The following is a 24,653-nucleotide window of genomic DNA, read 5'->3' as shown; positions in this document are numbered from 1 at the left end:
GTAAAACCGAACAGTTTGTCCAGTATTTTGCGGCTGCAAACCGGGTCTGCAGGCTGGCTTTACCTTGCCTGACCTGCAGTCGCTACCTAGAATAGCGCCACCGTGATTAAGATCCGGCGGCAATAGCATCGCACGGACATACCCAGGAGAGAGACGATGACCTTCGTAGTCACCGATAACTGTGTTAAGTGTAAGTACACCGACTGTGTGGAAGTCTGCCCGGTAGACTGTTTCTACGAAGGCCCGAACTTCCTTGTGATTCATCCGGATGAATGTATCGACTGTGCCCTCTGTGAACCAGAGTGCCCGGCTCAGGCCATTTTCTCAGAAGATGAAGTACCGGCGGGTCAGGAACAGTACATTGAACTGAATGCTGAACTGGCGGAAACCTGGCCGAACATTACAGAGCGCAAAGATCCGCTGCCAGATGCCGAAGAGTGGGACGGTGTCCCTGATAAAATCGAGCATCTCGAACGCTGATTTCATAAAAAAACCCGCTTCACAGCGGGTTTTTTTATGTCGTCAGAGCAACCACTGGTCGAACATTTCGATCATGACCTGCTCGCCCGCTTCTACGCGCCCGCGCTCCTGCTCAAGTACGATAAAACAATTCGCGCGACTGACCGAACTCAGGATGCCTGATCCCTGCTGACCCGCAGACTCAACCACCAGCTCTCCTTCAGCACTGAGTGAGGCAACACCTCGCTGGAAGTCTGTGCGTCCCGGACGTTTGCGCAGCAGCGACGCGGCCTTCGCGGGAATGCGCAGAGGTAAGCGGACAGACTCTCCGGCCAGGGTACGCAATACAGGTAACCCTATCTGGTGCAGGGTCACCAAAGACGACACAGGATTTCCCGGCAGTCCAAGAAACAGGCTCTCCTCCACCTGACCAAATGCCAGTGGCTTGCCTGGCTTCATCGCCAGTTTCCACAAGGAGAGATCACCCAGCGATTCCACCGCCAGCCTCGTGTAGTCAGCATCGCCCACAGAAACACCACCACAGGTGATGATGATATCGGCCCAACTGGCCGCCCTGCTTAACTCAGCTTTGATCGTTTCCAGATCGTCAGCAACCCGGGGGCTGTTGCGCACCTCAGCGCCCAGCTTCTGAAGAACGGGCAGTAACACAAACGAATTACTTTCGTAGATTTCGCCATCTGCCAGAGGACGTCCCGGTTCAACCAGCTCGTCACCCGTCGTTAATAAAGCAACTCTGATGGGGCGATGTACCTGAATGTCTGATACGCCGATACTGGCGAGCAAACCGCAATCTGACGGGGTCAGGCGGCGTCCTGCAGTCAGTACGACAGACTTGAGGGCAATGTCCTCCCCTGCGCGGCGGATATTATCGCCATCTTTCAGTGTACCGAAGGTCACCACGTCACCCTCAACCTGAGCATTTTCCTGCATTACGACCGTCGTTGCGCCCGCCGGAAGCGGTGCCCCGGTCATGATCCGAACGGCCTGACCGGGCTGCACCACACCAGCAAATGGATGCCCGGCGAGCGCAGTACCCACCAACTGGTAGCGGTCAGTATCAGCAGGACATACTGCATAGCCGTCCATCGCCGAGTTATCCTGCGGCGGGACCTGCACAGGGCTGATTACATCGTTCGCCAGAATCCGCCCGCAGGCATCCCTCAGAGTAATGGATTCTTTCTGAGTCACTGGCTGAACACTGCTGAGAATGTGTTCCAGAGCCTCGGTTACCGGGGTCAACCCGGGCGCATCGCAGTGAGTCATTCTGCAGCCTCTCTGGCGGACACCTGTGTTGTCACCTGTAGCCAGTCTTCAAGGCGGAGGCTGAGTTGGTCACCAGCCTGCAATGGGCCGACACCCGCTGGAGTGCCTGTCATCACGACATCGCCAGGATTCAGCGTAAAATGTCGGGACATATGCGCGATCAGAGGCAATACCGGATTCAGCATGTCGCGGCTGTTGCCTTCCTGCTGAAGAACGCCGTTCCGTTCCAGGCGGAAACTCAGGTTTGTCCAGTCGCTGACCCGCTCTGCGCTGACAAACCCGGACAACGGACAGGCGCCATCGAAGGCCTTCGCTAATTCCCAGGGCAGCCCTTTTTCTTTCAGGCCTGACTGAACATCACGCAACGTCAGATCAAGGCCGAGACCTATGGCCGAAATTCCAGCAGCAACCTCGTTCTCATCCGCATCACGCAGACGCTCACCAATGAGGATCGCGATCTCCAGTTCATGATGTACCGCTCCCTGACTGACGGGCACGGTAAATTCATTGGCCAGAGCACAGGCTGCATCAGCAGGCTTGATAAACAGAACGGGCTGTTCAGGAACAGGATTATTCAATTCCGCAGCGTGAGCTGCGTAGTTACGTCCGACGCAGACGATTTTCCCGACCGGGCGGTCGGCTGGGGTGCCTTCAACAGAGGGGATGTACATATCGGGATAACCACCGGAAAAGGCCTGACTATATCAGACCCTGCTATCCCTCTGAATCGGTCTGTCAGTCTGAGGAAGAAATCAGCTCTGACAGTTCGCGGTTGATCTGCGACGGAACCTCCAGACTGGTCTCAAGAATGCCGCGCAACACCTGCTGGCTTTCAAGATCCATGGAGTCACAGGCGCAACCGACCACATCGTCATCGACATGAACCAGTGAGCAGTTCATCATCAGAACCTCTCCTGCTTCAGTCGTCAGTGTTATTTTCAGAGCCTGCTCAAGGTGCCAGTTAACGCGCTCAGGGAGCACAAGCAGGATACCGCGCATGCTGATATCAAGGCAGAAGGTCTCCAGTACGTTGGTACCGTCATCGACCTGCACGCGTTGAAACAGATGAACCCGTTTGGCTTGCCGTTGTTCCATAGCTATTTCCCGTATTCGATACAAAAGGTTTAGCTGGTTCTCAGCAGAGCGCAAGTCCGCCAGTGCGAATCAATGTTATTTTCATTGATTGACTGGCGGATTTCGGGGATATCAGGCGAGACGCTTGTACTTCATCCGCTTTGGCTGAGCATCACTGCCGAGGCGCTTCTTGCGGTCTTCTTCATATTCCGTGTAGTTGCCACTGAAGAAGGTCACTTTAGAATCACCCTCGTACGCCAGAATGTGAGTCGCAATCCGGTCGAGGAACCAGCGGTCGTGCGACACCACCATCACAGTACCCGGGAAAGCATCAATCGCTTCTTCCAGAGCCCGGAGAGTCTCGACGTCCAGATCGTTGGACGGTTCGTCCAGCAGCAACACATTCGCCCCCTGCTTGAGGGTGTAAGCCAACTGCAGACGACCACGCTCACCACCAGAGAGGTCACCTACACGCTTCTGCTGATCACCACCTTTGAAGTTGAAACGACCGATGTACGCGCGGCTTGGATATTCTTTGCCATTAATATTCAGCATGTCCAGCCCGTCAGAGACAGCTTCCCAGACCGTTTTCGTGTCATCCAGCTCATCACGCAGCTGTTCAACAAACGCCAGTTTCACGGTCTCGCCGGTCACCACCTCACCGCTATCCGGCTGCTCAGTGCCAGCAATCATCCGGAACAGGGTCGATTTACCCGCACCATTTCCGCCGACGATGCCGACAATTGCGCCCGCAGGCACAGTGAAACTCAGGTCATCAATCAGTACCCGATCACCGAACGACTTGGTCACGTTATGGAACTCAATGACCTTATCGCCCAGACGTGGGCCCGGTGGAATATAGATTTCATTGGTTTCATTACGCGTCTGGAATTCACGCGAGTTCATCTCTTCAAAGCGGGCAAGACGTGCCTTGCTCTTGGCCTGACGGCCTTTCGCGCCCTGACGGACCCACTCCAGCTCGTGCTTGATGGCTTTCGAGTGAGCCTCTTCCTGTTTCTTCTCCTGCTCTAAGCGCTTCTCTTTTGCTTCGAGCCAGGTCGTGTAGTTGCCCTGATATGGAATGCCGTGACCACGGTCCAGTTCCAGAATCCACTCAGCACAGTTGTCGAGGAAGTAACGGTCGTGGGTAATCGCCACCACGGTACCCGGATAGTCTTCCAGGAATTTCTCCAGCCAACCCACAGATTCTGCATCCAGATGGTTAGTCGGCTCATCGAGCAGCAGCATGTCAGGCTTAGACATCAACAGACGACACAGAGCAACACGACGACGCTCACCACCGGAGAGCTTAGTCACATCCGCATCCCAGGGTGGCAGACGCAGCGCATCCGCTGCAATTTCCATCTGGCGGTCAATATCGTGCCCGCCCGTGGCTTCGATAATGGCCTCAAGACGCCCCTGCTTCTTAGCCAGCGCGTCGAAATCGGCATCGGGTTCGGCATAAGCCGCATACACCTGATCCAGCTCTGCCTTCGCGTTCATCAGCTCGCTCAGACCATCTTCAACGTTGCCACGAACGTCTTTCGCCGGGTCCAGCTCTGGTTCCTGTGGCAGGTAGCCAATATTCAGATCAGGCTGAGGGCGGGCCTCACCAATAATGTCGGTATCGAGCCCTGCCATGATTTTCAGCAGAGTCGACTTACCTGAGCCATTGAGGCCCAGAACCCCGATTTTCGCTCCCGGGAAGAACGACAGGGAAATATCCCGGAGAATCTGACGCTTAGGCGGGACAATTTTGCCCAACCGGTTCATGGTAAATACGTACTGTGCCATCGCTGTACCCTCTGTTCTGATTGCGCGCAACGCTACTGAAAACCCGGCCTAAAGGCAACCGGGCGACGATCCGTACAGGTGAAAATGAGCCGTTTTATTGTGTGTCCGGCAGGGAGTGTCTAAAGTTAGGTCTGTCATTTAACCCGAATCATCATTATCAGGATCCGTATGCTCCCTCAACAAGGAGTTACAGCCGATAGCGGAAGTCGACCGTTATCCCCCGGCAAAGCCAATCTGGCACTCTTCGTTCTCAGCTTTCTGTTTCTGGCGGTTGTGCTTGGTTTCAACAGCTGGCAGGCCTGGCAGGATAACCGGGTGGTGTACAACAACGAGGTCCACCGCACCCTCGAGACCTATTCGATGCAGGCTGGCCTTATCGTTCGCGCTGGGCTGCACGCCAATCAGATGTTCACCCGCAGCTACGGTGACCTGCTGGTGCGCTATGCCGAAACACCGCGTCAGGTCGATGAAGAAAGGCTCTGGGAGCACGTCAGCACCGCAATTTTTAACGCCACGGGTTTCTTCGTATACACCAGCGATGGCGACTTTATACGGTCATTTGGCCCACAGCTGAGCGACCGCGAACTGACCGACATCAGCGACAATCTGGTGTCATCGGGCCTGGACCGGTCGGTATTCTCACTTCGTTATGGCCATCAGGGTGGCTATTACGTTGGCACCCGCTTCTCGACGCCAACAGGGCATTACATTCTGGTCACCCGTCGCGCCTACAGTCACCTTTCAGACATCATCTACCGGGGTAATTTCCCTGGCTTCGAAATGATCCTGATTGACCGCCGCGACGACCGGGTCTTTATCCGGGAGCAGTATTACGCCGACAGCGGCAAACAACCTCAGCTGCAAACTGATGAAAAACAGGCCGTGATTTACCGCGCCAGCATAAATGACTCCTTCTGGGACGTCGTTGCTGTTCCGCTGAAAAACTACCACCGCGATCAGTTAATCAGTGCCGTTCAGAGCCCGGCCATATTCCTTCTGGTCTTCGGACTGATGTTGCTCGCCCTCTACCGCTTCCTGCGTCATCAGGATGTTGCGGTCGAAAAACTTAATCAGGAACGCATCGACACCCAACGGCGTGCCGACCGGGTCCTGAGATCGATTGATGAAGCGCTGATTTCAACAGACGCAATGGGGCTGGTCACCTATGTGAATCCGAAGGCACTGACTCTGCTCGGCCGCCGTGATCCGGAAAGCGTTCTGGGCGAGTCGCTCTGCAAACTCTGGCCAGATCATCAGGCACTCTGGAACCGGGGCATGGATACCCGCTCGCTGGAAAACCCGGCGCCCGCCGAACGTCTGCTGCGCCTGAGCACTGCGGCTGAAGACCGGATTCTCGAACAGAATGTGCATGTGCTCTATGACAACCACCGGGTGAACGGCCATGTATGGCTGCTGCGCGATATTTCCGCCACCCTGAAAGCCAACGCTGCTCTGGACGAGAGCCGCTCCCGCTACAAAGCACTGTTCGAAGAAGCAGGCATCGCTCACTGCATGCTGGATCTCTCGTCCTTTGATGGCAGCATGGAATCCCTGCGCCTGATCAGCGTCAACGACGCCACACTGCACCTGGCCGACTTCGCCTCGACAGAAGCCATGCTGGCGCACTACGGAAAACACAGCAAAGCATTACAGCCCTTCCTGGATGCACTCCAGACCGCCTGTGAACTGCAACTCAACAGCAACGAATGTGAAATCCGCCTGCCCAACCGCAGCGGCGAAATGCGCGATATCTGGATGAATATCAGTTTCCGCTCAGGCTCGAGTCGTCAGGTGCTGATGACCATGCTTGATGTCACTGAACGTAAGCATGCGACACAACAGATCGTAGAGCGCGAAGCCTTCTGGAATCACGTTATGAACGCGATGCCGGATGTGATCTATGTGCTTGACCTCGACGAGAACATGCACCAGAAATCCATCTTCTTTAACCGTCATATCTGTACCTTGCTTGGTTATGAAGACTCGCCCGAAAATGTGGGTAAACCCTGGCTCGACTACGTCATTGATCAGGACCTCGGAAAGTGCCGCCGCGGTCTGGAAAACATCCGCAACGCCAAGGCGGGCAGCACGATTGAGGCTTCCGCCCGCTTCCGCCACGTCGATGGCAGCATCCGGATTCTGCGTTTCCGTGATACCCCGTTCGTCTTTGACGAAAAAGGCAAAGTAAAACGCTACATAGGAACCGCCCGGGATGTCACCGAAGACATCGAGAAGCAGGAACAGATCGTTGAGAGTGAACGCCGTTACCGTCTGCTCGCCGAGAATATCAGCGACATCATCTGGGCGACCGATGCCGAGCTGAACTTCAACTTCGTCAGTACCTCTGTTGCCCGCATTCTTGGTTATCAGCCCGACGAGCTGATCCGTGAAGGCATCGCGGTTGTGTTTGGTCAGACCGAGCTGCGCAAACTCTTCCGCAGCATGCAGACGCACATTCAGCTGGCTTTACGCAGCCCGGAAAGCGCACGCCGGCGCAGCTCAGTGATCCGCCAGGATATGATGGCACGCTCGCGTGCTGGCGCCGACGTCCTGCTGGAACTGCAGGCCTCCCTGCTGTGGAATGACCACGGCGAACTCCAGGGCATGCTGGGGATCTGTCGCGACGTGACCGAATCACGTGGGATCGAAAAAGAACTGCAGCTGGCTGCTGAGGTATTCGAAAGCAGCAACGAAGCCATTCTGATCACCGATCAGCAACTGCATATCGCAAATACCAACCGGGCCTTTACTCACATCACAGGCTACGAACATAACGATGTTATTGGCAAAACGCCGGACATCCTGATCTCATCAGAACAGCTGGAAAACGATTTCTTCGAATACGTCGGCGAAACCCTGGTGCTGGATGGCTACTGGCAGGGCGAAATTTCTTACCGCCGTAAAAACGGCGATCTGCGCACCGGGTGGGCTGGCGTCAGCGCCATCCGTGATCAGAATCAGGAAGTTCAGAGTCTGATCATCATTATGTCGGACATCACTGAGCGTAAAGCCACTGAAGAACGCATCCACAAACTCGCTTACTACGACCCGCTGACCAATCTGCCCAACCGCAGCCAGATGCACGAAACACTGGAACGCATGCTGGAACGCGCCCGCGATCATGGTCGCTGGGTCGCCCTGTTATTTATTGACCTCGACCGTTTTAAGCCCATCAACGACTCCATGGGACACCCGGCAGGCGATGACGTGCTGCAACAGGTGGCAGGCCGCCTGCGTAACTGTGTTAAACAGCGCGATCTGGTCTGCCGCATGGGCGGAGACGAATTTACCATTGCGATCGCTGATCAGCTCAGCCACAAAGCGGCGGAAGACACTTCGGTCATTATCGCAGAACGGATTCTCGAAGCGCTGCACCAGCCCTTCAGCCTGAACCAGCGTGAAGTCTTTATCAGTGCGTCCATCGGTATCGCGATTTTCCCGAACGATGGCGGCAGTGTTACCGAGCTGCTGAAAAATGCCGACATGGCGATGTACCACGCGAAGGATATGGGCCGCGACAACCTGCAGTTCTTTACCTCGTCAATGAACCGCAAGGCGGTGCAACTGCTGGAGCTGGAAAACGACCTGCGCCATGCCCTGGCTCGCGATGAAATGGAACTCTTTTTCCAGCCTCAGTATCAGGCGTCTTCGGGCGGAATGGTCGGAGCAGAAGCACTGCTGCGCTGGAATCACCCCACCCGCGGCATGCTGTCACCGGGCCTGTTTGTTCCCATCATTGAAGATACCGGTCTGATCGTGCCGATCGGCCAATGGGTGCTGGAAGAAGCCTGCCGTAAATTTATGGAATGGCGGGAACAGGGCATCGCCCTGCAACGTATCGCAGTGAACGTATCGGCCCGGCAGTTCCGCAACGATGACTTCCTGAGTGTGGTGAAAGACATCATTTTCCGCACCGGCATCCGCCCGGAGCAGTTAGAGCTCGAGTTAACTGAAAGCATCCTGATGGAAGACGTTGAAAGTGCCATGGAGGTCCTGCAGGGGCTCCGCACGATGGGCGTACGGACAGCCATCGACGATTTCGGTACGGGCTACTCCTCACTGAATTATCTGAAGCAGTTCCCGGTCGACACACTGAAAATCGACCGCAGTTTCATTCAGAACCTGCCTGAAAATGCCGACGATGCTCAGATCTCGCGCACCATTATTGCCATGGGGCACAACCTGGGCATGGGCATCATCGCAGAAGGCGTCGAAACGGCCGATCAGCTTGCCTTCCTGCAGGCCGCCAGTTGTGAAGAAGTTCAGGGCTTCTATTTCAGCCGCCCGGTGGCGGAAAGCGATTTCATCGGACTAATCAAATCTGTCATATGAAATTGAGTCCTTCTCAAGTGCCAGACGCTGTACTTTAAGGTAGAATGCTCGCCTTTCTGATTTTACAAGTCCTTGAGAGGAACGCCTGATGTTTAGCCGTGACATGAACATAGCGGATTTTGACCCGGAACTCTGGTCTGCGATGAAAGCTGAAGATGCCCGTCAGGAGCATCATATTGAGCTGATCGCCTCTGAAAACTACACCAGCCCACGTGTCATGGAAGCTCAGGGCTCTCAGCTGACCAACAAGTACGCCGAAGGCTACCCTGGCAAGCGTTACTACGGTGGTTGCGAACACGTTGACGTGATCGAGCAACTGGCGATCGACCGCGCTAAAGAACTGTTTGGCGCCGGTTACGCAAACGTACAGTCACACTCAGGCTCACAGGCAAATGCCGCGGTTTACTTCGCACTTTGTCAGCCTGGCGACACCATTCTGGGCATGAGCCTGGCACACGGTGGTCACCTGACTCACGGTGCCGCAGTATCTTTCTCTGGCCGCGTTTACAACGCTGTTCAGTACGGTCTGAACCCAGAAACCGGCGAAATCGACTACGAAGAAGTTGAGCGCCTGGCACGTGAACACAAGCCTAAGATGATCGTTGCAGGTTTCTCTGCGTACTCCCGTGTTGTTGACTGGCAGCGTTTCCGCACCATCGCAGACGAAGTTGGCGCATACCTGTTTGTTGATATGGCACACGTAGCTGGCCTGATCGCTGCTGGTGTATACCCATCACCTATCGGCATCGCTGACGTTGTCACCACCACCACCCACAAAACTCTGCGTGGCCCACGTGGCGGTCTGATTCTGGCGAAAGAAGATGAAGAGCTGAACAAGAAGCTGAACTTCGCTGTTTTCCCTGAATCTCAGGGCGGCCCACTGATGCACGTGATCGCGGCAAAAGCCGTGTGCTTCAAAGAAGCCATGTCTGACGAATACAAAGCGTATCAGGCTCAGGTGGTTAAAAACGCACAGGCAATGGCTGAAACCTTCATCAGCCGTGGCATCAACGTCGTTTCCGGCGGTACCGACGATCACCTGTTCCTGGTAGACCTGATCGGTAAAGAGTACACAGGTAAAGATGCTGACGCTGCCCTGGGCCGCGCTAACATCACAGTGAACAAAAACTCGGTACCAAACGACCCACGTTCTCCGTTCGTGACCTCTGGTCTGCGTATCGGTAGCCCTGCGATCACCAGCCGTGGTTTCAAAGAAGCTCAGGCAACTGAACTGGCAGGCTGGATCTGTGACGTTCTGGACGGTCTGGAAAGCGGCAACTCTGACGCAGTAGAAGCAGAAGTGAAAGCCAAAGTCGTTGCTCTGTGTGAACAGTTCCCTGTTTACAAGTAATCGGCAACGTCCCTGAAGAAACCCGGCCATGGCCGGGTTTTTTTATACCCGCCTGACAAAGCGTGACACTTGTCATTGCCCTGTCACACACCTGCAATAGACTTCTCCGACCACGTTTAAAGGGGAAGTACCATGAATAAACATTGGAAACCCGTATCCTACCCGCAGCTTGTCAGCCTGCTCGTCCATGAACGTCAACAACTGGATGACAGCCAGACAGCACTCTGGGACGTTATCCGCCTGCCCTCGCCCGAGCTCTGGCAGCAACATCCCTGGGGAGATGAAGGTTGTGGCTTCTGGGTGGTTGCTGTCTGCGGCCGCCACTGCATTTACTACAACGACATCAATCAGGGCTTCGGTTTCAGTGTGTTCCCACGCTGGGCCATGATTCAGGATTTCAACGAGCATGGGCAGCCACTCAAAAAGGTGCTCAAGCAGTTGAATGAAGCCGCAATGGAGCCTGAAAGCCTCTGTTCCTGACGATATCGCAGTCATCGTTATGATCCCTGCTGGCAGAATAAAACCTTATAATCGGCAGGGCTTTTCATGATCCGCGTCATCTTTTGCAGGAATTTCACCGCTCAGACTGCGGCCTTGTCCGCCACTCACCCGCCGGCCTGCCGTTAATCACCCTCTGCCCGCAATCACGAATGTCCGTTCGTCCCCTTACTCCGGTGTCCGGGGCGCCGTTTAATGGTGTCATCAATATTCACCACCCACGATGACAGGATAATCGACATGACTGAAACAGTGACTCCGAATGCAAATGTGCGCATGACCGCCGGTGAGCGTGCAGGTATTCCGCCACGCCGGATGGATTTTCAGTTTGCTGACGACACCAAGCGCTACTGGTATGCCGACAATGCCTTCCTGACGACGTTCTGGACTACTCTCTCTGCACTCTTCCCTGCAGGGGAAACTTTCTTTATCGACTCAGTAAAGAACTACCGCGACCGCGTAACTGATCAGCACCTGAAAGATCAGATTTCGGGGTTTATTGGCCAGGAAGCAATGCACACCAAAGAGCACCAGGCGTTTAACGATATGGCCGAGAAGCACGGCCTGCCTTCAGCCCGTATCGACAAAGAACTCTGGAGCCTGCTCGGGCTGGCGAAAAAGCTCTTCCCGAAGAAGTTGCAACTGGCCATCACCGTGGCGCTCGAACACTACACCGCCATTCTTGCAGAGCAGCTGCTGCGCGACAAAGAGCACCAGAGCAACATCCAGGACCGTGAAGCCCTGAAACTGTGGATGTGGCACGCGCTGGAAGAAAACGAACACAAAACCGTCGCCTACGATGTGTACGAACTGATTGGTGGGGGCTACTTCACCCGCGTATTTGCCATGATAGTAGCCACCATTGGTTTCGTCCTCTTCGTGGGTCAGGGGCACCTGCGGATGCTCTGGGCGAACGGTACTCTGTTCAGTCTCAAAGACAACGCCAAAGGCCTGTGGAAGCTGATCGGCTGGAAGGGGCTGTTTCCGCAGCTATTCTTTAAGTACATGGACTTCTATCGTCCGGGATTCCACCCGAATGACCACGATACCGTGCAACTGCTTGAGGACTGGCGTCAGCGCATGCTGGAAGACGGCGGCCTGTTGTCTGAGCAGACCTACAGCAAAGCGCGTCAGGCATAAGCGCCTCAGAATGGCCGGAAATCCTCCGGCCATACACTGAGTTGAGCGAAAATGACTGATTGTTGCACAATCCGGAAATTCTGAAGCATCGGAGAATCCCTTAACTTGATAGTGTCCCCGGGTCACAGCGGCCCGACACTAACAATAAGTAAGGCAGGGTTTTCTATGACAACCGCTACTCAGAAAGCACCCCGGATCACCGCAGGCGAGCGCGCAGGTATTCCGCCGCGCCGCATGGATTTCGAATTTGCTGATGAAACAACACGCTACTGGTATGGCGACAACGCCTTTCTGACCACCTTCTGGGCGACGATGTCTGCGCTGTTCCCGGAAGGCGAAACCTTCTTTGTCGATTCGGTAAAAAACTACCGTCACAAGATTCAGGATCAGCACCTCAAAGATCAGGTGTCAGGCTTTATCGGTCAGGAAGCCATGCACAGCAAAGAACACGAAACCTTTAACGCCATGGCAGAGAAACATGGTCTGCCGGCCAACACGCTCGATAAAGAGCTGGGGGTACTGTTCAGGCTGTTCCGGAAATACATGCCGAAGAAAATGCAGCTGGCGCTGACGGTTGCTCTGGAGCACTACACCGCCATTCTTGCGGAGCAGTTACTGCGCGAGAAATTTCATCGGGAGATGTTCCGCGACGACGAAGCATACAAGCTGTGGATGTGGCACGCGCTGGAAGAAAGTGAGCATAAAACCGTTGCCTACGATGTCTACAACACCATTGGCGGAGGGTATCTGACCCGCGTCGGGTCAATGGCTTTCGGCACTATCGTATTCGGACTGGTCGTACTCACCGGACATATGAGACTGATGTACGCTGACGGAAGCCTGTTCAAATGGAAGGAAAACTGGAAAGGGCTGAAGTTCCTGTGGGGCTGGAGAGGTTTGTTCCCCCGCCTTGGTCGTCAGTACTTTGATTTCTACCGGCCCGGGTTTCACCCCACCGACCACGATACCGTGCAACTACTGGAAGACTGGCGGGAAATCATGCTGAAAGAAGGCGGCATACTGGCCGGACAGATCAAAAATCCGTCTGCCAACCGCTGAAACCCCTGACATCAGAAGGCAGCGACACGCTGCCTTCTGTCATTTTCGTGTCATTTTTTTCTGCTTATGGCACTTATTCAGACCCTGCTCTGGCGTTGAAACACCCCTCTGGCAAAACAAAACCCCAGCCTGAATCGACGAATTTGAGCGAAAATCACCGATTTTCACGATATCAGACAGGTGTAAGACTGTCCTACAAGCGGATTTCCGCCATTCACACCCTTTTTATGTCGGAAACTCACCTCTGACAGCTGAAAAAATTGGCAGACAGCTACCTTCAACTGGCAAACGCAGATACGTTTAATAGACTCAAACATAACAACAGAACAAACCGGCAGGTAACTCGTATGACTACTACAGCAACCGCCAACAACGGCAAAGTACGCATGACCGCAGGTGAACGCGCAGGCATTCCACCTCGTCGCATGGATTTCGAATTTGCTGAAGACACCAAACGTTACTGGTACGCAGATAACTCGTTCCTGACAACGTTCTGGACCACGCTGTCTTCTCTGTTCCCGGAAGGTGAGACCTTCTTCGTTGATTCCGTGAAGAACTACCGTCACGAAATCAAAGACCAGCTTCTGAAAGACCAGGTATCCGGCTTCATCGGTCAGGAAGCGATGCACTCTAAAGAGCACGCGGCATTCAACGACCTGGCTGAAAAGCACGGTCTGCCTGCAAACACTCTGGATAAAGAGCTGGGCTGGCTGTTCAAAATCGGCCGTAAGGTTCTGCCGAAGAAGCTGCAGCTGGGTATCACTGTTGCTCTGGAGCACTACACTGCCATCCTGGCCGAGCAGCTGCTGCGTGATGAGCGCCACCAGGAAAACATTCAGGACCCAGAAGCCCTGAAGCTGTGGATGTGGCACGCTCTCGAAGAAAACGAGCACAAAATCGTGGCGTATGATGTATACGAAACGATCGGTGGTGGTTACTTCACCCGCGTATTCTCAATGATTCTGTCGACGATCTTCTTCTTTGCGATCGTTGGTCAGGGCCATATCCGCCTGATGTGGGCTGACGGCAGCCTGTTCAAGCTGAAAGATAACCTGAAAGGTTTCTGGTTCCTGTGGGGCTGGAAAGGCCTGTTCCCTCAGCTGTTCTTTAAGTATATGGACTACTTCCGTCCGGGCTTCCACCCGAACGACCACGACACAGTTCAGCTGCTGGACGACTGGCGCGAAAAAATGCTCACCGAAGGTGGCATGCTGGCTGACCAGATCAAGAATCCATCCCGCGCACACGTTAACGCTGCGTAAGGGACAACAGTTCGCACTGCTTGGGTCGCTTCGGCGGCCCTTTTTTGTTGCCTGAGAAAGGCATCCTGAGTACCATTGCGCCAGCCCGATGGCCCATATTCCAAAATGGAACGCTCTTTAATATGCATTGCCCTTTCTGCGCACATCCCGACACAAAAGTCATAGATTCGCGTCTGGTTGCCGATGGTGAACAGATCCGTCGCCGCAGAGAATGCATTCAGTGTGGTGAACGTTTCACCACCTTTGAGACCGCCGAACTGGTGATGCCCCGCGTCATCAAGCAGGACGGCACCCGTGAACCCTTCAATGAAGATAAACTCCGTTCTGGTATTCAGCGCGCGCTGGAAAAACGTCCGGTCAGCGTCGAGGCCATTGAAGCGGCGATTACCCACATCAAGCAGAAGTTACGTGCCACCGGCGAACGCGAAGTTCAGAGCCGCAACGTTGGCGAATGGGTGATGACTGAGCTGCGCCAGCTCGATCAGGTCGCATACGTCCGTTTTGCTTCTGTGTACCGCAGTTTTAAAGACCTGGACGAATTCCGCGCAGAAATCGAAAAAATCTCCACCCCTGCAGAGGACGCATCATGACAGATGAAGTCTGGATGGCCCGCGCCCTGCAGCTGGCAGAAAAAGGCCTTTGCACCACCAGCCCCAATCCCAGAGTCGGCTGTGTCATTGTGCGCGACGGAGAAATCGTCGGCGAAGGCTGGCATCAGCAGGCCGGCGGCCCCCACGCGGAAGTACACGCACTGCGTATGGCGGGAGACAAAGCCCGGGGCGCGACCGCATACGTCACCCTCGAGCCCTGCAGCCATCACGGACGCACCCCACCCTGCGCCGGAGCCCTGATCGCGGCGGGTGTAAAACGTGTCGTCGGTGCCGTTGAAGACGCTAACCCCCAGGTGGCAGGCCAGGGCTTTGCGTTACTCAGAGATGCAGGTATTGACGTTACCAGTGGCTGCCTGCGCGATCAGGCATGGGCACTCAATGAAGGGTTTATGCTGCGGATGTCACGCGGTCGTCCACTGGTGCGCCTTAAACTGGCAATGAGTATCGATGGCCGTACGGCCATGGCATCCGGTGAAAGCCAGTGGATTACCGGCCCGGAAGCACGCCGCGATGTGCAGCGGATGAGAGCGCGCAGCTGCGCCGTGATTACCGGAGCAAACAGCGTCATGCTGGACGACCCGTCAATGAATGTCCGTTTCCGCGAAGCTGGTCTCGACATTCCCGAGACTCTCCAGCGCCAGCCACTGCGGGTATTGATTGATGGCCGTGAACGGATTGGTAGCGACGCCCGTCTGTTTCATGTGTCCGGAGACATTCTGATTGCGGGCCGCCAACCCCGGATCAAACCCATAGAGCGGGCAGAGAATATGGGGCAGACGCACTACTGGCACGCTTCCCAGTCGGGTGATCAGGTGGACCTCGAGGGGCTGTTACGACACCTGGGGAACCGTGGCTGCAACGAAGTACTGGTCGAAACCGGTGCCAATCTTGCGGGCGCCTTTATCGCAGCCGGACTGGTTGATGAACTGGTAATCTTCTGTGCTCCGACACTCCTCGGTAGTGAAGCCCGGCCCCTGCTATCATTGGGACTGAGCCAGATGAATCAACAACTGCGCTGGCACTGGCAGGACGTACGTATGACAGGCAATGATCTGCGTATGACCCTGAGGCCCGTCAAGGCAGAAGCAGGCAAAGGACGTTAAGGTGTTTACCGGCATTATCGAAGCAACAGGCACCATTGCCAGTGTGTCCACAAAACAAGGCGATCTGCGTCTCCGGGTGAATACCGGTGCGCTCGACCTCAGTGATGTGAAACTGGGTGACAGTATCGCCACCAACGGCGTCTGCCTGACCGTGGTCGCATGCCATGCCGATGGTTTTGAAGCCGATGTTTCCCGTGAATCACTGGCACACACGCGTATCGGCAACTGGGCGGCAGGCACCCGTGTGAATCTTGAAAAAGCCATGCTGCCAACCACCCGTATGGGAGGTCATATTGTCAGCGGCCATGTCGATGGCGTAGGTGTCATTGCTATGCGACAGAACGATGCGCGCTCAGTGCGTTTCAGTGTCAGCGTACCTGCTGAACTGCGCCGCTACATCGCCGCTAAAGGGTCAGTCACTGTGGATGGCGTCAGCCTAACCACTAATGCTCTGACCGCAGACGGATTTGAGCTGAACATAGTGCCACATACCGCCGCGCAGACGACGCTGCAGTCGCTGCAACCCGGCGACCATGTTCACCTTGAGGTCGACGTTATTGCGCGTTACCTCGAACAGTTACTGGGACGTGCAACAGGCGCTCAGGAAACCCGGATTACGCCGGAGTTTCTGGCCGGGCACGGATTCTGGAAATAACCGGATTAGATTTATGTCTCTGAACAGTATTGAAGAAATTATTGCCGATATCCGCGCCGGAAAAATGGTCATCCTGATGGATGACGAAGACCGGGAAAACGAAGGCGATATTATTGTTGCTGCAGAAAAAGTAACGCCAGAAATAATCAATTTTATGGCGACCGAAGCACGCGGTCTGATCTGTCTGACACTGACCGGCGAACGCTGTGATTACCTGGGCCTGCCAGCCATGGTCACGGGCAACGGCGCTAAATTTTCAACGCCATTTACGGTGTCTATCGAAGCAGCAGAAGGTGTAACCACCGGGATTTCCGCCGCAGACCGCGCAGCCACCATCCGCGCAGCCGTTAACCCGATGGGTAAACCCGAAGACATCGTACAGCCAGGGCATATCTTCCCGCTGCGGGCACGCCCGGGTGGCGTTCTGAGCCGTGCAGGCCACACCGAAGCCGGTTGTGATCTGGCGCGTCTGGCTGGGCTGATTCCTTCGTCGGCGATTGTCGAAGTCATGAATGCTGACGGCACCATGGCGCGCCGCCCGGACCTTGAAGTGTTCGCGAAAAAACATGGCATTAAAATCGGCACCATCGCAGACCTGATTCATTATCGGATTGCCAACGAAAAAACCATTGAGCTGGTCTCGACCGATGATGTCCATACCGAGTTTGGTGAATTCAAGCTGAACACTTTCCGCGACACGATTCTTGGCGAAACGCACCTGGCTCTGACCATGGGTGACTTCGAAAAAGATGAACCGACCATGGTCCGTGTGCAGACCCAGAATATGATCCGCGACGTACTCGGCCTGCGCCAGTGCGACTCGCCGAGCTGGTCTTCGACTGAGGCGCTGAAGCGTATTGCAGAAGAAGGCAAAGGGGCTCTGGTATTACTTTCATCAGACCATTTTCAGCCGACCGATGAAGCGCTCGATCAGTTTTTTGGCCGCGCCCGTGAACCGCGCAGCCCGAACAAAGACAGCTCCGGTGCTTTCCTGACGATTGGTACTGGCTCTCAGATTCTGCGTGAACTGAATATTGGCAAAATGCGCCTGCTCAGCTCCGAAATGAAATACAGCGGTATCTCCGGCTTTGACCTGGAAATCACCGAATATCTGCCATTTTCTGAATAATTTCTGTGACAGGATATGTTTATGAAAAACATCCGTGTAATTGAGGGCAACCTCACTCCTAACGATGGCCGCTATGCCATCGTTGTCGGCCGCTGGAATGCGTTCGTTGTTGAAAGCCTGCTGGAAGGCGCCGTGGATTCACTGATGCGCCATGGCGTCAGTGAAGAGCAGATCACCATCATCCGTGCGCCGGGCGCCGTGGAAATTCCACTGGCAGTCAAAAAAGCAGCGGCCTCCGGCAACTACGATGCCGTCATCGCACTGGGCGCTGTGATCCGTGGTGGCACACCTCACTTCGAGTTTGTGGCAGGTGAATGCTCCAAAGGCCTGGCAAACGTTATGATGCAGTATGATATTCCGGTCGCCTTTGGCGTCCTGACTGTCGACACCATCGAACAGGCGATCGAACGTTCAGGTACCAAGGCAGGTAACAAAGGCGAGGAAGCCGCTATGTCTGCGTTTGAAATGGTGTCGCTGCTGAAAGCGATGGAGGCATAAGTCGATGTCCCGAGCTTCCGGACAACAGAAGGCCAGCCCTGCTGCTCGTCGTAAAGCACGACGTTATGCTGTTCAGGCGCTGTATCAGTGGCAGATCGCGGGGTCTTCACTGACTCAGATCGAGGCCGAGTTCCGCACCGACAACGACATGAGCGCGGTCGATCTGGAATATTTCCACGACATTCTGCATGGCGTACCGCGTGAGAAAGCGGACCTTGATCAGAAGGTTCAACCGTTTCTGGATCGCAATATCGACGAGCTGACGCCCGTCGAACTGGCGATTCTCCGCCTTGGCGCCTTCGAAATGAGCCACCGCCTCGACGTTCCCTACAAAGTAGTCATCAACGAAGCCGTTGAACTGGCGAAAACCTTCGGCGCTACCGACGGCCACAAATACGTCAACGGTGTGCTGGATAAGCTCGCGCAGCGTGAGCGTATGGTTGAGATCAAAGGCGGCAGAGCCTGACTTATGTCGCGGCCATCAGAGTTTGATCTGATCCGCGACTGCTTCGCCAGTGGTTATCCGCTGGCGGACGATCTGATTACAGGCGTCGGTGATGACTGCTCTGTCATTCGCCCGCCTTTCCCCTATGACCTGGCACAAAGTATTGATACTCAGGTCGCCGATGTTCATTTTCCTGCGTCCGCACCGGCTCACCTGATTGCCTCCCGGGCACTGCGTTGCGCGGCCAGTGACCTCGCTGCTATGGGTGCCCGGCCACAGGGGTTTCACCTCGCACTGACACTGCCGGACAACGACCCCAGCTGGCTTGGAGACTTCGCTGACGGCTTACGCCGGACGGCAGCACAGCTGGGCCTGCCCCTGCTTGGCGGCGATACGACGCGCGGAACCCAGCTGGTGATCACCGTAGCCGTTCAGGGCTATCTGCCACAAGGACAGCGCCTTGAGCGCTCTGGCGCGCAGGCTGGCGACGACATCTGGCTGAGCGGGCCGGTCGGGGCTGCAGCTCTTATCCTGCCCACGGTGCTGGCCGCTCCCGCGACGGACAACCAGGCCACGGCACCCTACTACCACCCGTCAGTTCACCTTGGCTTCGGACAGAAATTACTTTCTCTGGCGTCTGCAGCCATGGATATCTCAGACGGGTTACTGCAGGACGCCGGCCACATCGCCCGCGCATCGGACACAGGTCTCAGTTTTGATGCCTGCTCGATACCAACGGCCGTTTCACGGGAACATCCCCGCTGGAGTGACTGTCTCACTGGCGGCGATGATTACCAGATTCTGTTTACCGCATCTCCGGAAAACGCCTCCGCTATTGAGGCGGCGGCAATGGCTGAATCGCTGTCTCAGTGCCGCAGAGTCGGGCGGGTGACAGCAGAATCCGGTAAGGTGTCTGTCTGGGATGGAGCACAGCTCCTGAATTTCCAAACTCAAGGTTACGAGCATTTCTGATATGAACCAAACTGAAATAGAAGCCGCGGCTTTCCGTCGTCTGCTGGAACATCTGGACAGTCGCAAAGACGTGCAGAATATTGAGTTAATGAACCTCGCGGGCTTCTGCCGCAATTGCCTGGCGAAGTGGTACGCAGCGGCGGCCAGCGATCAGGGCGAGTCCATCAGTTATGACCAGGCCCGTGAAGTCGTGTACGGCATGCCCTACGACGAATGGAAGGAGCGCTACCAGAAAGAAGCCACGCCCGAACAGCTCGCCCAGTTCAATAAAACATCCTGACTGCCGGAGGCCCCGATGTTACGGAAAGCACTGATCACTCTCGTATGTTGTGTTGGTTTTGTACTCCCAGTCAGCGCAGAACCCGCGTATATCGATGTATCGGGGTACGGAGAATTCAAAGCCTGGCCAGACTATCTGGTGCTCGGCATTGATATTTCAGATACTCAGAAAGAGCTGCCGGCGGCCAAAGACAGTGTCGACAGCGCCTTCGCTACCCTCACCCGTATCGCCCGCCGTCTCGATATCGAATCTGAAGATATCGAATCCATCATGATCAACAACTACCCTCAGTACAGTTACCCCAAAGAAGGGGAACGCAGACTGACCGGGCACAGAGTCATACGCCCGGTGACCCTGAACCTGAGGGAACTGAATCGTTATGGCGAACTGCTGGAAGCGCTGTTCGATGATGAGCGTTTCCGTATCAGCAGCACCACACTGCGCTTTAACGAACCCGAAGAGCATAAGAGCAAAGCCCGTCGTATCGCCCTGCTGCAGGCCCGCGCCAAAGCGGAAGAAATGGCGGCGACACTGGGTCAGAAAGTGACGGGTGTACTGGCCATACATGAACAGGGCGGCCACATTCCGCAAGCGGAAGTCATGGTGCACTCAGCGATGATGATGCGCAGCAAAGCCGCCGATTCAGGCAGTGAAATGCAGATCCAGAAACAAAGCATCGAACAGCAGGTTCAGGTGCGTTTCAGCATTGAAGAAGACAGTAAATGAGCAAACATCCAGGCATCCGCCCCGGGCGCTACCGCCACTACAAGGGCAACGACTATGAAGTGTTCGGACTGGTCCGGCACAGTGAAACCGACGAGTGGCTGGTACATTACCGCACGCTTTACGGCGATATGAGTCATTGGGTGCGGCCGCTCACAATGTTCGAAGAAACCGTAGATACGCAGGATGGCGAAGTGCCCCGCTTCCGTTTTATCGGAGCAACCGATCAGTGACACCCGCCATCAACGCAGCCCGGAAGGCCAGGATCACTTTTGACGTTCTGGAATATCAGCACGATGCCGCCAGCGAAAGCTATGGAGAAGAAGCGGCAAGTAAGCTCGGCCTGAACACCAGCGAAGTTTTCAAAACGCTGCTGGTCTCGCTGACTGGCCATAAAAGCAATCTGGCCGTCGCCGTGCTGCCGGTCAGTCATTCGCTCAGCCTTAAGGCCATCGCGAAAGCATTGGGCGCCAAAAAGGCTGACATGGCAGACCCGGCGCTCGCTGAAAAAACCACCGGCTACGTGCTTGGCGGTATCAGTCCTCTGGGCCAGAAAAAGTCTCTGCCGACGGTCGTCGACAACAGTGCAGAAGCACTCGACCGCATTCATGTCAGCGCCGGCCGGCGAGGCCTGGAAATTGCGCTGAAGCCCGACGATCTGGTGACATTAACCAGAGGTATTTTTGCAGGAATTACGGCACAATAAGCACTGTGTTACTTTCTGCTGTGTTAAGTGTTCGCATGAAGCTGCTGTTTCTGATCTCTGCCGTCGTCGTTCTGAGCGCCTGCTCCCCTCTGCCGTATGTGCCTGCGGATTTTCCGGCCGAAGCGGGCGAGAGCCGTACCGACGGTTATATTGATAAAGAGATTTCGAAGGGTGTCCACGTCATCGAGGTCCGTCAGGAGAGCCTGCTGGCGCTGACCTTCAGTCGCCAGAAAACGCTGAAGCACCTCACGTCGTTCTGGCATAAACGTGCCAATGAAGTCTGCCCCGGCGGCTATCAGGGGTCACCCGAAACCATTCTGCCGCGCGAAGCCCGCACTGATGAGTTTTACTGCACGCTTAAGGTGTGCCAGAAATACCCTCTGATATCAGGGGTCGCCTACTGCAACAAGGTCTACCAGCTCTGACCCAGATCAGAAAAATAAGGCGCTGAATTCAGCGCCTTATCTCCCGCCTGATCAGTTCAGATCAAAGCGATCGGCGTTCATCACTTTATTCCATGCAGCAACGAAGTCTCCGACAAACTTCCCGCGACTGTCGTCAGAGGCATAGAACTCGGCCACGGCCCGCAGCTCGGAGTTAGAGCCAAACACCAGATCGACCGGCGTGGCTGTCCATTTAACGGCACCGGTCGTGCGATCCCGGCCTTCATAAATACCGGCAGTGTCAGACTTCTGCCATTGCGTCGACATATCCACCAGATTCACAAAGAAATCCGTCGTCAGCTGCCCCGGACGATCGGTAAACACGCCGTGCTGGCTACCATCGTAATTCGCACCAAGTACACGCATGCCTCCAATCAGTGCCGTCATTTCCGGCACCGTCAGATCCAGCAGCGCGGCTTTCTCAACCAGGCCTTCCGCCGGTGGACGTGGGAAGCTGTCGCTCAGGTAATTACGGAAACCATCCGCTTTCGGCTCCAGAAGGGCGAACGACGTTTTATCCGTCATAGCCTGAGTGGCGTCGGTACGGCCAGCGCTGAATGGTACTTCAACCCTGAAGCCCGCATCGGCTGCCGCTTTTTCAATCGCGGCATTACCCGCCAGTACAATTACATCCGCCAGAGAAACCTGTTTCCGGGATGACTTGTTGAACGACGTCTGAATATCTTCCAGCTTGCTCAGAACCTTTTTCAGTTCTGCTGGCTGGTTAACTTCCCAACCGTTTTGCGGAGCCAGACGGATACGGGCACCGTTCGCACCACCGCGCATATCGGTTTCGCGGAACGTCGACGCGGAGGCCCAGGCCGTGGTTACTAACTGCGACACGCTCAGACCAGAAGACAGAATTTCTTTCTTCAGTTTTTTTGCGTCTTTTTCGGAAATCAGCTTACCTTCAACCGCTGGAACAGGGTCCTGCCAGATGAAGTTCTGGCTTGGTTTCCAGTCACCCAGGTAGCGCGAAGATGGGCCCATATCGCGATGAGTCAGTTTGAACCAGGCGCGGGCGTATGCGTCTTCAAACTCTGCTGGGTTGTTCAGCCAGTTTTCTGTGATTTTGCGGTACTCAGGATCGACCTTCAGTGCCAGGTCGGTAGTCAGCATCATAGGGGCGTGGCGCTTGGACGGATCGTGTGCATCCGGAACCATTCCGGCACCTGCACCGTCTTTTGGTGTCCACTGCTTAGCACCCGCAGGGCTTCTGGTCAGTTCCCATTCAAAGGCGTAAAGGTTCTGCAGAAAATTATGAGTCCACTGAGCAGGACTCACCGTCCATGCCCCTTCCAGGCCAGACGTCGTGGTGTCTGCACCATGACCTTTGCCACATTTGTTCGTCCAGCCCAGTCCCTGTTCTTCCAGGCCTGCCGCTTCAGGATCGACACCCATGCATTTGTTAACCTTACGGGCACCGTGCGCCTTACCGAACGTATGTCCTCCGGCGACCAGAGCCGCCGTTTCTTCATCGTTCATCCCCATACGGCCGAACGCTTCACGAATATCGTTGGCTGCCAGTTGCGGGTCAGGGTTGCCATGCGGCCCTTCTGGATTGACATAAATCAGACCCATTTCGGTCGCACCGAATGGCCCTTTCAGCTTGCCGTCGCTGCCACGACGATTATCCGTCAACCACTGTCCTTCCGGACCCCAGTTGACTTCTTCCGGCTCCCATTCATCGGCACGGCCAAAAGCAAAACCGATGGTTTTGAAACCCATGTCTTCCATCGCCACGGTACCGGCCAGCACCAGCAGATCAGACCAGGACAGAGCATTTCCGTATTTCTGTTTAATCGGCTGTAAAAGTCGGCGGGCTTTATCGAGGTTGGCATTATCCGGCCAGGCATTCAGAGGGGCAAAGCGTTGCATACCGCCATCCGCACCACCGCGTCCGTCGATTGAGCGGTAGGTACCGGCTGCGTGCCAGGACATGCGGATAAAAAATGGACCGTAGTGTCCATAATCCGCCGGCCACCAGGGCTGTGACGTTCTCATGGTTTCCGCCAGGTCCTTCTTCAGAGCGTCGAGATCCAGAGATTTAAAGGCGTCTGAATAGCGATAATTCTGCCCCATAGGGTCGGCCGACGCCGAGGAATCCCGCAGAGGTTCCAGGCTCAGGCGATTGGGCCACCAGTAATCGTTATCCCGCACTTCAGCTGCGCCCGCGATGGGAGCCAGGCCTGCCGCACAGAGAGCAACCAGCGAAACCGCTTTGCTCCACGTTGTCATTTTTTTCATGTTTGTGTCTCAGAGTAATGTTGTCATCCCCTCGTCACCGAGAGGTCGTTGCGGGCCCGACGACAAACTATATCCAGACCATAAAAAACGACTAATTTAGAATTTTTACAGATGCTATTGATTCTTTTTATTTGTCACAAACAGACAGGAGAGCTATTACGCGTGCGGAAATAAGCAGAGCGCCACAGAAAGCCAGAGCGCCTGCCCTGCCATGTCCGGAAAAATCACTGACAAACACCCGACTTACCATTAACGGCCAAACAGACGTCAGCACAGACCAGTTTTCTGACCGCGAGCGCAAAGCACGTGAACATGGCGTCGGCATCTGCTTTATTGGCTGACCTCTGAACAATAAAAACAAAAGGTAAAAATCATGAAGACTATGACGGTATTAAGGGTCGCCCCGGTCGCTTTCGCTGCACTGCTGCAGGGCTGTTTTGGTGGTGGAGAACCCGGTGACGGTGAATACAGCCAGGATCTCTCGAATCCGGGCACCCACGAAATCTGCTCGTATGAAGAAAATCTCGACCATGATGGCTACGCCTCTGCACGCATGTCGTATCCGTGTGACCTGAGCGAGGTCAGCTA

General features: G+C 55.2%; 25 protein-coding genes. 20 read left to right on the top strand and 5 right to left on the bottom strand.

Going from position 1 to position 24,653, the window contains the following annotated elements:
* Positions 1-156 precede the first annotated feature (156 nt).
* Positions 157-480, top strand: coding sequence for a ferredoxin FdxA (gene fdxA / locus Q1L85_RS15655; protein ID WP_300427095.1), 324 nt, complete (start codon positions 157-159; stop codon positions 478-480).
* Positions 481-522: 42 nt separating this feature from the next.
* Here fdxA and glp read toward each other — a convergent pair whose 3' ends face one another.
* The 4 genes from glp to ettA form a co-directional block, all read right to left on the bottom strand.
* Positions 523-1,743 (bottom strand): gephyrin-like molybdotransferase Glp, encoded by a 1,221-nt coding sequence (gene glp / locus Q1L85_RS15650; protein ID WP_300427097.1) that lies wholly within the window; start codon positions 1,741-1,743, stop codon positions 523-525.
* On the bottom strand, positions 1,740-2,414 hold the full coding sequence (locus Q1L85_RS15645; protein WP_300427098.1) for a fumarylacetoacetate hydrolase family protein: 675 nt from the start codon (positions 2,412-2,414) through the stop codon (positions 1,740-1,742). The genes glp and Q1L85_RS15645 overlap by 4 nt, the downstream gene beginning before the upstream one ends.
* A gap of 64 nt (positions 2,415-2,478) precedes the next feature.
* A complete protein-coding gene (locus Q1L85_RS15640) occupies positions 2,479-2,838 on the bottom strand; it encodes a PilZ domain-containing protein (RefSeq protein ID WP_300427099.1) in 360 nt (119 codons plus the stop codon).
* Between the two features lie 111 nt (positions 2,839-2,949).
* The gene (gene ettA / locus Q1L85_RS15635; protein WP_300433569.1) at positions 2,950-4,611 is read right to left on the bottom strand and encodes an energy-dependent translational throttle protein EttA; all 1,662 of its coding nucleotides are present in this window, start codon (positions 4,609-4,611) and stop codon (positions 2,950-2,952) included.
* A 168-nt stretch (positions 4,612-4,779) separates the two neighbouring features.
* On the opposite strand from ettA, the gene Q1L85_RS15630 reads away from it, so the two are divergent.
* The 18 genes from Q1L85_RS15630 (at position 4,780) to Q1L85_RS15545 (ending at position 21,800) form a co-directional block, all read left to right on the top strand.
* A complete protein-coding gene (locus Q1L85_RS15630; protein WP_300428257.1) occupies positions 4,780-8,943 on the top strand; it encodes an EAL domain-containing protein in 4,164 nt (1,387 codons plus the stop codon).
* Between the two features lie 88 nt (positions 8,944-9,031).
* Entirely contained in the window at positions 9,032-10,294 is a 1,263-nt protein-coding gene (glyA, locus tag Q1L85_RS15625; protein WP_300428256.1) for a serine hydroxymethyltransferase, read from the top strand.
* A 132-nt stretch (positions 10,295-10,426) separates the two neighbouring features.
* Complete coding sequence (locus tag Q1L85_RS15620; protein WP_300428255.1) at positions 10,427-10,774, top strand: hypothetical protein; 348 nt, start codon at positions 10,427-10,429, stop codon at positions 10,772-10,774.
* 258 nt (positions 10,775-11,032) lie between these two features.
* On the top strand, positions 11,033-11,932 hold the full coding sequence (locus tag Q1L85_RS15615; protein WP_300428254.1) for a metal-dependent hydrolase: 900 nt from the start codon (positions 11,033-11,035) through the stop codon (positions 11,930-11,932).
* 165 nt (positions 11,933-12,097) lie between these two features.
* Positions 12,098-12,991 carry a metal-dependent hydrolase gene (locus Q1L85_RS15610; protein ID WP_300433568.1) on the top strand — a complete coding sequence of 298 codons (894 nt, stop codon included), beginning with the start codon at positions 12,098-12,100 and terminating at the stop codon, positions 12,989-12,991.
* 347 nt (positions 12,992-13,338) lie between these two features.
* Positions 13,339-14,253, top strand: a complete 915-nt coding sequence (locus tag Q1L85_RS15605) for a metal-dependent hydrolase (protein WP_300428093.1) — start codon at positions 13,339-13,341, stop codon at positions 14,251-14,253.
* A gap of 122 nt (positions 14,254-14,375) precedes the next feature.
* Entirely contained in the window at positions 14,376-14,843 is a 468-nt protein-coding gene (nrdR, locus tag Q1L85_RS15600; protein ID WP_300428092.1) for a transcriptional regulator NrdR, read from the top strand.
* Positions 14,840-15,967 carry a bifunctional diaminohydroxyphosphoribosylaminopyrimidine deaminase/5-amino-6-(5-phosphoribosylamino)uracil reductase RibD gene (gene ribD, locus Q1L85_RS15595; protein WP_300428091.1) on the top strand — a complete coding sequence of 376 codons (1,128 nt, stop codon included), beginning with the start codon at positions 14,840-14,842 and terminating at the stop codon, positions 15,965-15,967. The genes nrdR and ribD overlap by 4 nt, the downstream gene beginning before the upstream one ends.
* Position 15,968: 1 nt before the next feature.
* A complete protein-coding gene (locus tag Q1L85_RS15590) occupies positions 15,969-16,622 on the top strand; it encodes a riboflavin synthase (RefSeq protein ID WP_300428090.1) in 654 nt (217 codons plus the stop codon).
* A gap of 13 nt (positions 16,623-16,635) precedes the next feature.
* Positions 16,636-17,751, top strand: a complete 1,116-nt coding sequence (gene ribBA / locus Q1L85_RS15585; protein WP_300433567.1) for a bifunctional 3,4-dihydroxy-2-butanone-4-phosphate synthase/GTP cyclohydrolase II — start codon at positions 16,636-16,638, stop codon at positions 17,749-17,751.
* A 21-nt stretch (positions 17,752-17,772) separates the two neighbouring features.
* Positions 17,773-18,249 carry a 6,7-dimethyl-8-ribityllumazine synthase gene (gene ribE, locus Q1L85_RS15580; protein ID WP_300428088.1) on the top strand — a complete coding sequence of 159 codons (477 nt, stop codon included), beginning with the start codon at positions 17,773-17,775 and terminating at the stop codon, positions 18,247-18,249.
* 4 nt (positions 18,250-18,253) lie between these two features.
* Positions 18,254-18,715, top strand: a complete 462-nt coding sequence (nusB, locus tag Q1L85_RS15575) for a transcription antitermination factor NusB (RefSeq protein ID WP_300428087.1) — start codon at positions 18,254-18,256, stop codon at positions 18,713-18,715.
* A 3-nt stretch (positions 18,716-18,718) separates the two neighbouring features.
* Positions 18,719-19,666, top strand: coding sequence for a thiamine-phosphate kinase (thiL, locus tag Q1L85_RS15570; RefSeq protein ID WP_300428086.1), 948 nt, complete (start codon positions 18,719-18,721; stop codon positions 19,664-19,666).
* A gap of 1 nt (position 19,667) precedes the next feature.
* Positions 19,668-19,946 carry a DUF1244 domain-containing protein gene (locus tag Q1L85_RS15565; RefSeq protein WP_300428085.1) on the top strand — a complete coding sequence of 93 codons (279 nt, stop codon included), beginning with the start codon at positions 19,668-19,670 and terminating at the stop codon, positions 19,944-19,946.
* A gap of 15 nt (positions 19,947-19,961) precedes the next feature.
* Positions 19,962-20,672, top strand: a complete 711-nt coding sequence (locus Q1L85_RS15560) for an SIMPL domain-containing protein (protein WP_300428084.1) — start codon at positions 19,962-19,964, stop codon at positions 20,670-20,672.
* The gene (locus tag Q1L85_RS15555; RefSeq protein ID WP_300428083.1) at positions 20,669-20,902 is read left to right on the top strand and encodes a DUF1653 domain-containing protein; all 234 of its coding nucleotides are present in this window, start codon (positions 20,669-20,671) and stop codon (positions 20,900-20,902) included. The genes Q1L85_RS15560 and Q1L85_RS15555 overlap by 4 nt, the downstream gene beginning before the upstream one ends.
* Positions 20,899-21,375, top strand: coding sequence for a Cys-tRNA(Pro) deacylase (gene ybaK, locus Q1L85_RS15550; protein ID WP_300428082.1), 477 nt, complete (start codon positions 20,899-20,901; stop codon positions 21,373-21,375). The genes Q1L85_RS15555 and ybaK overlap by 4 nt, the downstream gene beginning before the upstream one ends.
* A 35-nt stretch (positions 21,376-21,410) precedes the next feature.
* A complete protein-coding gene (locus Q1L85_RS15545) occupies positions 21,411-21,800 on the top strand; it encodes a hypothetical protein (RefSeq protein ID WP_300428081.1) in 390 nt (129 codons plus the stop codon).
* Between the two features lie 51 nt (positions 21,801-21,851).
* Here Q1L85_RS15545 and katG read toward each other — a convergent pair whose 3' ends face one another.
* Positions 21,852-24,065: a catalase/peroxidase HPI gene (gene katG, locus Q1L85_RS15540; RefSeq protein WP_300428080.1), complete on the bottom strand. Its 2,214-nt coding sequence runs from the start codon at positions 24,063-24,065 to the stop codon at positions 21,852-21,854.
* Between the two features lie 373 nt (positions 24,066-24,438).
* Here katG and Q1L85_RS15535 point away from each other — a divergent pair.
* On the top strand, positions 24,439-24,653 hold a 215-nt coding region (locus Q1L85_RS15535), incomplete at its 3' end, for a hypothetical protein (protein WP_300433566.1).

Source organism: uncultured Thalassolituus sp. (assembly GCF_950066645.1).
In the GTDB taxonomy this organism is placed as follows: domain Bacteria; phylum Pseudomonadota; class Gammaproteobacteria; order Pseudomonadales; family Oceanobacteraceae; genus Thalassolituus.
The sequence above is the reverse complement of the archived record's forward strand: the minus strand, read 5'-3'. Positions and strand labels throughout refer to the sequence as shown.

What these genes read in the sequence shown, in the direction of transcription:
- Q1L85_RS15565 (WP_300428085.1), top strand. Translation starts at nt 19,668, where the DNA reads ATGAACCAAACTGAAATAGAAGCCGCGGCTTTCCGTCGTCTGCTGGAA.
- Q1L85_RS15615 (WP_300428254.1), top strand. Translation starts at nt 11,033, where the DNA reads ATGACTGAAACAGTGACTCCGAATGCAAATGTGCGCATGACCGCCGGT.
- ribD (WP_300428091.1), top strand. Translation starts at nt 14,840, where the DNA reads ATGACAGATGAAGTCTGGATGGCCCGCGCCCTGCAGCTGGCAGAAAAA.
- ribE (WP_300428088.1), top strand. Translation starts at nt 17,773, where the DNA reads ATGAAAAACATCCGTGTAATTGAGGGCAACCTCACTCCTAACGATGGC.
- Q1L85_RS15605 (WP_300428093.1), top strand. Translation starts at nt 13,339, where the DNA reads ATGACTACTACAGCAACCGCCAACAACGGCAAAGTACGCATGACCGCA.
- Q1L85_RS15555 (WP_300428083.1), top strand. Translation starts at nt 20,669, where the DNA reads ATGAGCAAACATCCAGGCATCCGCCCCGGGCGCTACCGCCACTACAAG.
- katG (WP_300428080.1), bottom strand. Translation starts at nt 24,065, where the DNA reads ATGAAAAAAATGACAACGTGGAGCAAAGCGGTTTCGCTGGTTGCTCTC.
- Q1L85_RS15630 (WP_300428257.1), top strand. Translation starts at nt 4,780, where the DNA reads ATGCTCCCTCAACAAGGAGTTACAGCCGATAGCGGAAGTCGACCGTTA.
- ettA (WP_300433569.1), bottom strand. Translation starts at nt 4,611, where the DNA reads ATGGCACAGTACGTATTTACCATGAACCGGTTGGGCAAAATTGTCCCG.
- thiL (WP_300428086.1), top strand. Translation starts at nt 18,719, where the DNA reads ATGTCGCGGCCATCAGAGTTTGATCTGATCCGCGACTGCTTCGCCAGT.
- glp (WP_300427097.1), bottom strand. Translation starts at nt 1,743, where the DNA reads ATGACTCACTGCGATGCGCCCGGGTTGACCCCGGTAACCGAGGCTCTG.
- nrdR (WP_300428092.1), top strand. Translation starts at nt 14,376, where the DNA reads ATGCATTGCCCTTTCTGCGCACATCCCGACACAAAAGTCATAGATTCG.
- fdxA (WP_300427095.1), top strand. Translation starts at nt 157, where the DNA reads ATGACCTTCGTAGTCACCGATAACTGTGTTAAGTGTAAGTACACCGAC.
- Q1L85_RS15620 (WP_300428255.1), top strand. Translation starts at nt 10,427, where the DNA reads ATGAATAAACATTGGAAACCCGTATCCTACCCGCAGCTTGTCAGCCTG.
- Q1L85_RS15640 (WP_300427099.1), bottom strand. Translation starts at nt 2,838, where the DNA reads ATGGAACAACGGCAAGCCAAACGGGTTCATCTGTTTCAACGCGTGCAG.
- Q1L85_RS15545 (WP_300428081.1), top strand. Translation starts at nt 21,411, where the DNA reads ATGAAGCTGCTGTTTCTGATCTCTGCCGTCGTCGTTCTGAGCGCCTGC.
- ribBA (WP_300433567.1), top strand. Translation starts at nt 16,636, where the DNA reads ATGTCTCTGAACAGTATTGAAGAAATTATTGCCGATATCCGCGCCGGA.
- Q1L85_RS15560 (WP_300428084.1), top strand. Translation starts at nt 19,962, where the DNA reads ATGTTACGGAAAGCACTGATCACTCTCGTATGTTGTGTTGGTTTTGTA.
- glyA (WP_300428256.1), top strand. Translation starts at nt 9,032, where the DNA reads ATGTTTAGCCGTGACATGAACATAGCGGATTTTGACCCGGAACTCTGG.
- nusB (WP_300428087.1), top strand. Translation starts at nt 18,254, where the DNA reads ATGTCCCGAGCTTCCGGACAACAGAAGGCCAGCCCTGCTGCTCGTCGT.
- Q1L85_RS15645 (WP_300427098.1), bottom strand. Translation starts at nt 2,414, where the DNA reads ATGTACATCCCCTCTGTTGAAGGCACCCCAGCCGACCGCCCGGTCGGG.
- Q1L85_RS15610 (WP_300433568.1), top strand. Translation starts at nt 12,098, where the DNA reads ATGACAACCGCTACTCAGAAAGCACCCCGGATCACCGCAGGCGAGCGC.